The organism is Kribbella antiqua, assembly GCF_004345665.1.
Taxonomy (GTDB): domain Bacteria; phylum Actinomycetota; class Actinomycetes; order Propionibacteriales; family Kribbellaceae; genus Kribbella; species Kribbella antiqua.
This window is the reverse complement of the sequence record NZ_SLWR01000013.1, coordinates 174943-187162: the sequence shown is the minus strand read 5'-3', so window position 1 is coordinate 187162 and position 12220 is coordinate 174943. Positions and strand designations below refer to the sequence as shown.

General features: G+C 66.7%; 3 protein-coding genes. All 3 read right to left on the bottom strand.

The genetic code is table 11. The features are described 5' to 3' along the window. The 3 genes from EV646_RS32615 to EV646_RS32605 are packed head-to-tail and all read right to left on the bottom strand — an operon-like array spanning position 1 to position 12214. Entirely contained in the window at positions 1 to 5514 is a 5514-nt protein-coding gene (locus tag EV646_RS32615) for a hypothetical protein (RefSeq protein WP_132155488.1), read from the bottom strand. Next, complete coding sequence (locus EV646_RS32610; RefSeq protein ID WP_132155486.1) at positions 5511 to 8819, bottom strand: hypothetical protein; 3309 nt, start codon at positions 8817 to 8819, stop codon at positions 5511 to 5513. Before EV646_RS32610 ends, EV646_RS32615 begins: the two co-directional genes overlap by 4 nt. Next, positions 8816 to 12214, bottom strand: a complete 3399-nt coding sequence (locus tag EV646_RS32605) for a DUF6603 domain-containing protein (protein ID WP_132155484.1) — start codon at positions 12212 to 12214, stop codon at positions 8816 to 8818. The genes EV646_RS32610 and EV646_RS32605 overlap by 4 nt, the downstream gene beginning before the upstream one ends. Between the last annotated feature and the right edge of the window lie 6 nt (positions 12215 to 12220).

Sequence of the window (12220 nt, the reverse complement as noted above, 5' to 3'; positions counted from 1 at the left end):
TCAGTCCTCCAGCAGGGCGATCTTGTTGTTGAGGGCAAGATCTATCGCGATCGTAAGCTGGCTGACCTGGGTGGCGAGCACTGTCGCGGGCAAGAAGGGCGCGTACGGCGAAGCGTCCAGATGCTTGGGCTCCACGGCCCGGCTCTTGGCCAAGTCCAGCGTCTCGTTCAGGGCGTCAACCAGGTCGTTCCACTGCCACGCGCCGCGGAACTCCGACGGCGTCACCAGCAACATCGTCTGCGGCGCTTCCGAGTTTGGCCGGTCGTAGTGGAAGGCGATGCCGGTGTCGATGCTCTGGTCAGGGATGGTCTCGGTCCACTCGTCGAGCAGCATCCCGCACTGCGGCTTCGTCTTGTCGAACGGCGTGGAGTAGTGGGCGGTGTACAGGAGCCGATCACTGTCCAGCGTCTTGTCCGCCGGGAAGTCGAGCCCGAGCCAGTGATCGTCGGGGACGTACGGCAACTGGATCGCGGTCAGCTCCGGCTCCGGACGGCCGAGGGCTCCGGTGAACATCACCGTTTGCTCCCAGGCGTTCAGCTTCTCGCGCACCCGGGCGACGCCGTACATCCATTCGTCGACCGGGAAATCGACGGGGTCGACGGCCGGATCGGTCGGCGTGGTGAGGTGCCGGAACAAGTGGTTCGACGCCGAGTCGACATGCGCGTTGGTCAGCTCGTCGCCTTGCGCTGTCGACAATCGGAACCGCGGGAAGATGCGGAAGTCGTCCCCCAGCAGAACCTTCGCGGCCCGATCCAGCGCATCGACGCGGGCTGTGGCGTCGGCCGTCGCGTCGTGTTCGTCGAACAGGTCCTGCGATTCGGTGAGACGCCGGTCGACCTCCGCGCTGATCACGGTGACGACAGCACTGATGTCCTGAGCGAATCGGATGATCTCGTCCTCGCGTTTGCCGAGCTCCAACGGCACGAAGTCGAAGGCCGCGATCGGCAGCGCCGCCCGCAGATCCGCCAGAAGCGCCGCGACACCCCGACGGGTTGAGTTCTTGAACGCGTCAAAGGCGGCCCGCTTCGCAACGAACGCGGGCCTCTTCACGTTGACCAGCTCATTGAGGTACGTCGGTAACGCCGGCAACGGCGAGGTGATGATCGTCGAGATCGCCCGCTCGGCCTGCGTGAGCAGCTCGAACTTCTCCTCATCCGTCGCCGCCAACCCGGCCTCAGCCACGCGAGCGTCGAACTCCGCAAGCTTCCCGTCCCATCGCGTCACCAGCTCTGCCGCCTGCGCCAGCATCGTCGCGAAACAGCTCCGCCGGAAGTCGTACGCGAAAGCCCAGCCGGCCTGCGGCATCCCGAACAGAGCCACCCTGGCCAGCAAGGCGGCCAGATCGTCGATGAACGTGTCGATCCCGGTCAGGAGCTCGTCGCGCCGGTTGTCCAGATCCGCGAGCGGTCCATCGATGCTCGCGGCGTACGCCGCGAGGTCGGTCTGGACGTCCAGCAACGCGTTCCGCACCCGGTCGATCCGGTCCTTGTCGAACTCAGGCGCAGCGTCCTGCGTGCTGCTCGACTCGTTCATCAGCGTCAGATCACTGGACCGAAGAGGCCGCGACTTGGTCGTCAATCGCCGTACGGCGCGAAGACCCGGCAGCAACTCGAAGACGCTGTACGGCGCTGTCTGCGTCGTGAGGTACTCGATCGTCACCAGCACGTCCGGCCGCGGATCCGCATCGGCGATCACGCGTTGCACGATGCGGTCGTCGAGCTCGCTGATCGACGACTCGGTGTCCTCCCGGATGATGGCCAGCAGATCCGCGGGTTGCAGGCCGAGCTGATCGAGCGTGATCTCCAGCGTCTCGGTGGTCCCTGTCGCGGCCGAGCGGTACGACGCGACACAACCGATCTGATCCGGTGGCGGCAGAACACCGGCCAGCCAAGCGTTCACACCGGGCTCGCCAACAGCCCGAGGAGTCATCGAGGTCCCGGCGATCGGTGACGTCGCTGGATCCGCGGCCGGGTCGAGGTGCAGGCCGACTCGCAGGGTCAGACCTGTTCCGTTGAGCGGCGTGCGGACCACGTCCGGCTCCGGCGGGAAGTTGCCGCGGGCATAGGCGTCGTAGGTCGACGCGACCCGGTCGTAGTTGCCCAGCACGGCTTGGTACACACCCTCGGACAGGGCCAGGTCCGCGACAGCGTCGTGCGTCTCGCGGAGCCGGTCGGCCTCGGCGTTCAGGGCGGTGGCCTCGGCCGGGCTCGCGTCCGGCAGCGTCGTCTTCCCAAAGGGATAGGTGGGCTTCTGCGTGTTCGCCATGTGCTCGACGAGCGCAAGACCGTCGATCACGTTCCGGGCCTCGATGGTTTGGATCGAATCGCCGTCTTCGGACTTCGTCGACTTGATCCGGTCCGCCCGGAGCGGGAACTCCTTGCGCAGCTTGTAGATGAACTTGTCGACCTCGGCGAGCCCGTGCCGGTCGTGCAGACCGCGCTCGAACTGGTAGCCGAGCAGGCTCGACATGCTCTGCCCGGTGCGGATGCCCTCGATGATGCCGAGGGCAACACGAACCCGCTCCGAAGTGAGGTTGACGGCCATCGTCTGCCGATTCGCCTGACTCGCGTTCGACAGGAAGCCATTGCGCAGTACGGCGGCCGCAACCGCATGGTTCAGCGACGGAGCATGCACGTAGCCCTGATTGGTGCTGTCGGCAAGCAATGGCGAGTCGCCGGCGAAGATGGTCGCCAGTTCCTCATCGAGCTCGACCGGGATCAGCTCTCGCCGGTCCGGCCGCAGGTCCTCGAGCCACGCGTACCCACCGAGGTGGATGCCTTGGCGGGCCGGTGTCTCCGACCCGTCGCGCAGGCCGCGCATCATGGCCAGCTGCACGTTCACCAGCCCGAGCAGCCAGGCGTCGAGCCGATAGGAACACAGATCGACGTGGTCCGCCAACGCTCGCTCCAGTACGGCGGTCGGCTGGTCCTTCAGCCGGTCGAGTGCGGCCAGCTGATCGCTGAGGTGAAAGTGCAGTTGAAGGGCCCTCAAACGCTCGCCGATGAACTCGTGCACCGGTTTGTCCGGAGTCCCGGTGATCTCCGTCGCCGCGACGTACAACGGCTGATAACGGCTCTCGCTGACCAGCTTGTTGTCCCGGACATGCAGGAACGGGTCGTCGGCGCGGGCGATCGCAGCTTGCGCGGCCGTGTAGAGACCGGCGTCCTGATGCAGCCGGATGCTGACGTCGGAGTAGCCGAGTTGGAGCGCATGCCGGAGGAGCAGATAGAGGAGTGCGGCCGGTCGCTTGTTGTCGACGAATCCCTTCTGCTGATACAGCGCGTCGAGTGAGGTGTTGGCCGCGTCGATTAGCCACTCGAGGTAGTTCCTGCCGTCGTCGGTCGACGGCCGGATCGGGTCCGATTCCGACAGCGGTACGTCGTCGATGACGCCGCCCTTGAGCACGTTGTGCTTCCCGGCGAAGACGAGGTCGAGGATCTTCGGATCCGCCTCTCCGACCCCGCCCAGGTCGGTCAGCTTCTGCCGGGCGGCCTGACGCTGCGCCGCGATCAGCAGCTTCTGGATCAGCCCGCCGAAGCCCAGCAGGTTCAGCCGGTTGAACAGCGTCTTGAGGCTTTCGGCGTACCGCTGCGACCACTCGACCGACCCGGGATGCAGGCCGAGAACATCGAGCAACAGTGCATGGGGATCGCCGCTCGCGCCGACCCTGGACAGGTTCGGGACCATGCCGTCGAAGTCGGTCTTGAGGTCGAGAAGAACTCGGTAGAGCCGCTGCAACTGGCCGAAGTCCTGAACCCGATCAGGCCGTTGCTCGAGCCAGTTCATCCGCGACAGCGGCGTCGCGGGCAAGATCCCGTACGGCTGCTGACCGATCCGGATCGCGGGACACGCGCCGGCACCGATCACGAACCGGGTGAAGAACTCGCGGGTGGTCTCGATCGCACTGTCGTCGAAGACCGGCGCCATCATCGTTTCCATCCAATAGCCCATCGTCGCCGGCCAGAGCGCGGTGTTCATCGCCCGCGCGGTCAACTGGTCCTGCGTATCCGCGGCGTGGGTGGTGGAGAACAAGCCGGGATCGACACCGAGGTACTCCGCGAGCCACTGACCGTCGGCCTTGTCGAGCCAGCCACTCTGCGCCAGGAACAACGGCTGCCGGCGGTCGTCGAAGCTCTCGTCCGCGTCGTCCTGCCGGTCGAAGCCGGTGCCGACAGCCTCGGTGTTGTTGGTGGGGGTCCCCTGCGGCACCACCGCGAGCCCGCTCCCCTTGTAGGAGTGGTGCCGCAGCAACGTCTCCAGTTCCGTCTGTGCGGTTTCTTCGTCGGCACTGAGCCGTACGCCGAGCACCAGCACCCGATCGAACCCGCGCGAAGCCTGCGTCGGCGTCAGCGAGATCCGCATCGCCATCCCGACCTTCTCCGCCGCGTCGAAGTCCACCAGCCAGGCGAGCTCGTCCGGGATCACCAGGTTGCCGTGCTCGTCGTGGTGCAGCTGCTCCGCCGCCGGCGCGGACGGGTTGGGCCCGACGACCAGCGGCGACGGAACCGGCGTACCGACTCGGATCACCGACGGCTGACCGCCGGCCTGCTCGTACCCGAGGAACACGAACCGGTCCGGAAGGATCGTGGCGCGCGGCGCACTCGACCAAGCGCTCTCCCTCGTAGCGATCGCAGGCAGCTCGACAAACGCCACCGAGACGGCAACCTCCGCCTTCGTCAGCCCGCCGGTAACGGCCGCCGTGAAGTTCGCCGGAACGAAGCCGGCCCGGATCTCGTCCGCCCGAGCGGCTCCCACCGCAGCCTCGAGCGCCGCCTCCGCGGCCGCGGACCCAGCCGCCGATCCATCCGCGAGCCACAGATCTCTCCAGTAGCCGGCGACCGCGTCGGCGTCGGCCAATGCGCTCTCCACAGGCACCGTGAGTACGACGTCCTCGGCCCGCACCTTCACCGGCTTGTCCGCGAGATTGGCCGGCTGGTAGGCGTCGACGATCCACCCTGCTCGCCCGGACCCGTGGGCCTCGACCAGCACGGTCCACGCGCCGCGTTCCTGATCCTCGATGCCGCCGGCTTGCCAGATCCCGGTCCAGTACCGGCGTACGTTGGTCAGCTCGGTCTCGGACAGCTCCGGGTCGAATCCGTCAACCCAGCAGTCGTCCGGGAACACCCGGACCCACAGCTCATCCTTCTTGAAACGCGTCTCCACCCGGACCGGCATCATCAGGATCGGAATGCCGTCGTCCAGCCGGGCGAGCCCCTCCCGCGGGTCAGTGAATTCGCCGAACTGTCCGGCCAGTTCCGCCTCGACCGCGATCGCCTCGCGACGACTGCGCCGGAGTTCCTCGAGAGCCGCGACGACCTCGCGCCGGTCCCGCTCCAGCTCCGCCCGCTGTGCGTCGTACGCCTCGTTGCCGGCCGAGGCGACCCGGTTCAACTGAGCCGTGCGTACGTCGATCTGCTTCAGCCGCTCGACGAGTGCGGCCGACTGGCTCGCGATACCGCTGACCTGCTCCCGGGCATGCCGGAGCTGTACGCGGAGGTCGGTGAAGTCGGTCACGGCAGGATCTCGTGCGCGTGTACGGCGACCAGCACCGGCGCCTGGAAGGTCATGTAGGCCAGATCAGCTGAGCTCATCGTGTTCCGGTTCCACTGGATGTTCCTGTCGTCGAGGTACTGCGGATACTTCTCGTCGGAGCTGCCCGGATTGGCGACGCTCAGCTGCGCCGGCGCACTCGCGATGTCGATATGCGCTCCGGCCGCCGCCGGCTGGATCAACGGCCAGGACAGGTCGTTCCACACCTGGAGATCCGGACTCTGCTCGTTGTCGAGGCCGAACTGCGGCTCTCCGGGGCGCTGCTTGATGACGAAGAACCAGCCGGGGTCGTCGTCCGGCTCCTCACCCGACTCACCCTTGGCGTCCTTCGAGGTCAGGTCGAAACCGAAGAAGTAGATGTCCGGATCCACCTTGGCCTCGTACAGCGGCGTGAGGATCTTGCTGGTCGGCGGCCGTTCCTCCTCCGCCGCGGTCAGTGAGACGAGCCGCCGCTCGACGGTGTTGTCGATCGCGCCGGAGCGTGCGCAGGGCTCGCGATTCGCATCTGCCGGGGTGACGCTCTTGCGCTGCCAGCAGGCTCGATGCGCATAGATCACCGCATTCGGATAGCGCTTCAGCAGTTCGCCCCGGATCACCAGGACGAGTTCCTCTTCGTTCTCGCCCGGCAGCTCGCGATGGTCGTGCGTACCGAGCAGTGAAGCCTTCGGCCAGAGATGCAGCGGCGGGATGTCGCGCAGCTTCTCCTTCAGCGCTTCGTCGTCGAGGTTCTCGGCGTTGAAGAAACCGCGGACGTCCCAGAACTGCCGGAAGGTCGACCCGCGCTGATCGGTCGGATACTCGCGCCAGAGCAGCTCGCGAGCGAACTCGTGGTTGAGGCCGACCAGGTACGACTCGATGAAGCGCTGATTGGTCTGCAGCAAGGTGATGCTGTTCGGCTCGATCAGGTTGATGTTCGGCAGGAACAACTCCGACGACAGGTTCTTCAGCGGCTCGTACATCGGCTGGTCGATGACGGGATAGGCCATCGGTTCGACGAAGGTCTCCCGCGGGGGTTCGACCAGGTCGTCGGTGATTCGGGGCGGCAGGACGATCCCGGACAGCACTCGCTTCGGGATCGTCCGGACCGGCTTCACGGCCTCGATCGCCGACGTCGCGAGACCCTGAAGATCGAGCCTGAAACGCTTCGGTGGACGCCCGGCCTCGACGCTGTCCTGCACGCCGCCGAACGTGTCCCGCAGCGCCTGCTTGAACCGCACGGCCTCGACGCTGTCGACTCCCGGCCGACGTGGCACCACGCCTGCCCCAGGCTCGCTGATGGTGAAGTCCGAAAAGCCCGGCAGGCGGTCGATCAGCTCCGGCGTCAACGCGGTGAGATCCACCAGGTCGGCCGCTTGCCCTGCGCGCGCCCACCGCGTCAGCAGTCGATAGAGCAGGAACCCAGCGCCGAGAACGAACAGCGCCAGGATCAGACCGATGAGCCAAGGCAGCAAGATGAACAGCAACGCCCCAAGTACGGCGGCAGCCAGGAACACCAGCACCGGCAGGAACGGGTAACGCCTCAACCATTCCAGTACGACGGGCGGCACTCCGGCCGGTTGCGCCTGAGCAGCCGCCTCCTCGCCGGTCAGAACGCCGGGCGGCGCGACCTTGGGCGGCGCAGCACTGACTTCTTCGTCGTTCACGCGCTCGAGCAACTGGCCCGGAGCATGCGTGGCGTCGAACGGGAGTGACTGGATCAATCGACCGCGCGGCCGGACCGCCCGGCGCAGCGCGGAGGACGTGATGGTGGGCTGCACGAACGCCTCGCGGAACGTGTGGTGCAGCGTGACGCCGTCGCCGACGATCCGCTTGTTCAACGGTGCCAAGAGCAACAATCCCTGCTGCCGGCTGACGCCGACGGCCGGCACGAGGTGAGCGTCGTACCAGACATCCGAGACGAGGAGACCGAACTGGCCGAGCCAGATGCGGCGCTGGGCCTCGAGGACCTTGCCGATCTGTTCCCAAGCGGCGTCCATGAACTTCTCTTGCTGATCCTGGATGACCTTGGTGCCGATCCCGGCCGCGGCCCGGAATCGGGGGTCGAGGTTGAGCCGGTGGATCCAGTTGTCGTTCGGGGTGATCGGCGTACCGTCGTGCTCGGTGAGGACCCGCTTGGTGAGGGCGTGCCAGGTTCCGTACAGCGGCGGGGTGATGATCGGGTCGGGATCGCCGGCGAGCTGGTATTCGTCGGGCAGGTTCAGCAGCCGGGCCAGGTCGAGCTGCAGTGGACGCGGGAACGGGTCGTCCCACAGCTCGAAGACATCAGGCGGATCAGGCGGCACCTTCGACGGTGGCTGGAGTGCGCCGCCCAGCTTGAGGATGCCGCCGAGGTCAGGGTTGTCGACGCCGTCGACAGTCGATCCCGGCTCCTGCAGGTCCAGCTCGCGGAAGCCGACCCGGGGATCGACCACCCTCGGAACGAGCAGGCGCACCAAGGTCTCGAAGTCGCCGGACGTACCGGTGCGGAAGAACCAGCGATGGTAGAAGGGAAAGGACTGACCCTGCGGTCTGGCGGCCGGATCCCACGCCGACATGGTCGCGACGACATCGGCCAGCTCGAGCCCGAGGCCTGCGCGGCGACCGGACTCGAAGGTCGGCATCAGGAAGGCGTGGTACGCCGTGTTCTCGGCCAGCTTCCGTGGGCACAGCAGCCGCGAGTAGGCGAGGTCCGGATTCTCCGCCAGGGTCGCGACCAGCTTCGGAATCACCTTGCCCATGTCGGTCGAGCGGAACTCGCCATCGTTGTCGGCGAGGCTCCGGTTGACGTGGACATGCGCCCAGGCCCACAGCTCCTCCGCTTTCGGGAACACCGAGAGATCCGGCACATCGACGTACGGCAGTGGCTTGCTCCTGGTGTCGGTGCCTTCGGTGAACTCGCCTTCGGCCAGTACGACGAGTGCTAGCCAGGGCCGGAGTCGACCGCGGGCGACATCGGGCGCGGCCGGTGTGTAGCGCCAGGGGAAGTCCTCGTCGTAGAACTCGATCTGTGGCAGGTGATTCGGCTCGAAGTTGGTGATCCAGTCCCGCGGCTCGACCCGGACGATGGCCCGCCGGTCGATACCGACGATGTCGCCGGGACCGAACAGGGACACCGGTCGGCCGACCGGAGCACTCTGGCTGCCGCCGGCCAGCTTCTCCCCGCGGGCTTCGAGATCCACGGTGATCTGAGCCCGGACCTTCACGTCGGCGAAGTCCGGCGACTGGATCTGATTCGCCAGCCCTTGCCGCAGCCAGGGCAGGAAGGAATACGTCCCGAGGGCCGGGCTCATAGCGCCACCTCGAAGCTGGGAATCACGTGGACGGCGTCAGCCAGGTCGGGATCCACGGCGACTTGACTCGCCATGAACTCCCGCGCACTCGCCTCGCTGTAGAAGGATGCAGTCGAGTACGCGCGGTTGGTCGACTGCATCGCGACCGTGAACGTCTCCGGTCGTACGTCGATCTTGTCCTCGAACGGCTGCAGCTTCGTCTTGACCGCTTTGGACAACTCGCAATGCGCGACCGCCGCGCCGTTGAGAAAGAAGCTGAACAGCACCCCGAAGTAGCCGCGGAACCTGCGGGCGAACCGTCTGTACAAGGTGTCGATGATGATCTCCTCGTACCGGACCACCCGGCGAACCATCACCGACGAACGGACGTCGTCCCCGGCGGCCGACAGGTCGACCCCGGAGTGCTCTGGTGCGAAGGCCGGCTTCGACAGCTTCTCCGCGTCGGTGAAGTTCTGGAACTGCGCGGGCGCGAACGGCTCGAAGGCATCGTCCTTCCGGGCCAGACCACCGCCGGTCACCACGACGGACAGCTTGCTCACATCACTCGGCTTCTGCGCGCCGACCTTGTCCAGCTTCAGGTCGAGTGGCACCGCTCGCTGCGAGATTCGCAGTACACCGACGGGATGCAGGATCAGCGCGACCTCCGCCGCCGGCATCGGCCGGAGCGACACCAGCAGGTTGGTTCCGGCCGGCAGGATCGCGCGCCAGTTCTCGACCTTCTTCAGCTCACTCTCGAGGATCGGCAGCACCGCGACGGGCGGCAGCTCGGTGTTCCTGGCGTCGCCCCAGGTCTTCTCGAAGTCGACACCGATGTCGAAGAACAGCAACGAGATCGACCCATGGCCCTTGATGTTCCACGGCGCCGGTCCTTGCAAGGTCCCACGGATGCCGACGGAGAAGACCCCGACTCCGAAAGCCTTCACCGAGAAGGAGGCGGAGATCTCGACGACGAAGTAGAACGGCGAGAACTGGAACAGTGCGTCGATGGCGAGATGGCCCTGGACGTTCAGCGCACTCAGCCCGAAGAAGACCTCGATCCGGGCGCCGAACTGGACCGTGTTGGTGGTGACGGCGAAGTATCCCTCGATCCGCACCCGGGCGACCGGCGTGTTGATCAGGTCGATCGCCACCCGTCGCGGGCTCGGGAACGGCAGCGGGGGCGGTGCGAACCGCGGGTGGAAGCCGCCGACGCTGAGGACGAAGTTCGCGTCGTCGCCGAAGGCAACCAGCAGGCCCATCTCGCCTTCGATGGTGAGGAACATTATCCGGGACTCGAACAGCGACGCGAAGAACCAGACCCGCTTCTTGTCCGGCTCGATCGCCCCGATGAAGCTGACCTGCAACACGATCAGCGCCACGTCGTCGGCCGGGATCGCGACCTTGACCACCCCGACGACGGCGAGGTTGCCGGGGATCTCGATGATGATCCCGAGCGAGATGCTGGCCACCGTCGGCGTACCCCAGCCGAGCTTGAGCATCGGGCCGATCAGGAACTTGCCGTTCCGCGGCGGGAAGAAGGTGCGCAGGTCGCTGATGATCTTCGGCGCGTTGGCGATGATGTCGCGCGGGAACATCACCGACTCGATCGCGCCGGTCCGCACACCGTCGGCCAGCGCCTGCAGGTTCATCGTCCGGTTCAGCCCGACGATGCCGCCGACCGCCAGCAAGGTGAACCCGAAACCGAGCTGGATGCCGGTGCCGAACTCGACCGACATCGCGATCAGCAGCGAGAACCCGGTCGACCCGTCCGGCATCCTCGTGCTGATGATGCCGATCGCCTTGACCGTGACGACTCCGAACAGTGCGAGCTCCAGGGCACCGGCGTACTCACCGCGCTCGGGATCGATGAACAGGTAGCCGCCGCCTTTGACCACACCGACGTCCAGTGACAGCCCGACGCCCTTGGGTGGCAGGAACTTCAGCTCGAAGTCGACCGGGCCCGCGTTGCCCTGGCGGTCCGCCGGCAGGCTCACCTCCGCGCCGACGCCAACCTGCTCGATGACACCTTGCAGCGGACCAAGGGCAGCCTTGAGGTTGGTGCGCAAGCCGATCGGGAAGCTGGAATCGCCGAGTCCCACGGTGATGGTCAGCGCACTCAACTCGACCGGCCCGAGTTGCACGTGCAGTGGCAACTGGATGTCGAGCGTGGCCGAGCCGGAGAAGAACAGTCCCTCGGCCGAGGAGAACCCCATGCCCAGGTCGAAGTCGGATTCGAGGCCGAACCCACCGAGGATGCTGCCCAGGAACCCGTCGGCACCAGCCAGCGACACGACGAGCTTGCCGCCCTTCACGTCGCCGCCGATCTTCCACGTCCCCTCGCCCTGACTCAGCGCGGAGTTCCAGGCGAACCCGACCTTCGCCGTCGCGCCGAACTGCCGCACCTCCAGCCGGCTCCCGCCGGGCTCGCCGATCACGACGTACGGCGTCCCGGTCGGGCTGCCGCCCTGCCAGCGCACGGTCAGGTCGCCTTGAACCGGTGTCGTACCGATCGGCTTGAGCGAGACCCCGTCATCGGGCTGGATGATGATCTCGACCCCGGGCTCGAGCTGCGTGTTCAGGCTGATGCTGATCTCCCAGTCGTCCTGACTGAATGGCGCCGGGTCGATCACGAGCGGATGGGCGATCCGCACCCGCAGACCCATTGGCGCATCCAGCTTCGGACTGACCTCCAGCACCATCACATCCAGTACGGGCGTCGGCCCGGCGAGATCGAGCACCGCCGGAACGCCCGCACCGGTCAACAGGGACGTGATCTTCTGCAGCAACGGGAGGCCGGTGAAAGCCGGATCGCCCCACTGATACTTGGCCTTGAGCTGCGCGGCCGGATCGGCGAGGAACGCGGTCAGCTGCCCTATCTGCACGACCCGCCGCACAAACGCGGGATGGGCAGCATCCGCAGCCGGTGCGTCGATCCGCTCGATGAACCCGACGAAATCGAGCGCGGCCGCGACGCCAGGAAGCTCTTCGAGGTTGCGGACAAGGAGGTAGTCGACCAGCCGGCCCGGGAGTTGGTCGGCGAACTGATTGAGTTCCGCCGCCGGGATGTCGGTCCCGGCCAGCGACTTGATCGTGTTCGCCAGTGAGGTGAGGTCTTTGACCACGCCGCCGACAGCATTGGCCAGCTCCAGCGCTTTGCCGACGATCGCGGCGGTGTCCTCGTCCGACACGGCCTCTGCGAGCGCGGTGATGATCGCCGGCAGATCGGTGAGTCGTTGCATCGCCGACTGCCCAGCCGCTCCGAGCGCCGCGTCCGCGTCGATGCTGGACGGGAGGTTGAGCCCGAGTTCGGCCAGGAGCAGCCTCAGGTCACCACCGGCAAGCCGGTCCTCGAGCGGCTGGACGACCCGGGCAAGCGAGGCCGCGATCGCAGCAAGTGTTCCCGGGTCCTCCGCCATGACGTG

Excerpts from the sequence above, each read along its gene's own strand:
- EV646_RS32610 (WP_132155486.1), bottom strand. The coding sequence starts at position 8,819 with ATGAGCCCGGCCCTCGGGACGTATTCCTTCCTGCCCTGGCTGCGGCAA.
- EV646_RS32605 (WP_132155484.1), bottom strand. The coding sequence starts at position 12,214 with ATGGCGGAGGACCCGGGAACACTTGCTGCGATCGCGGCCTCGCTTGCC.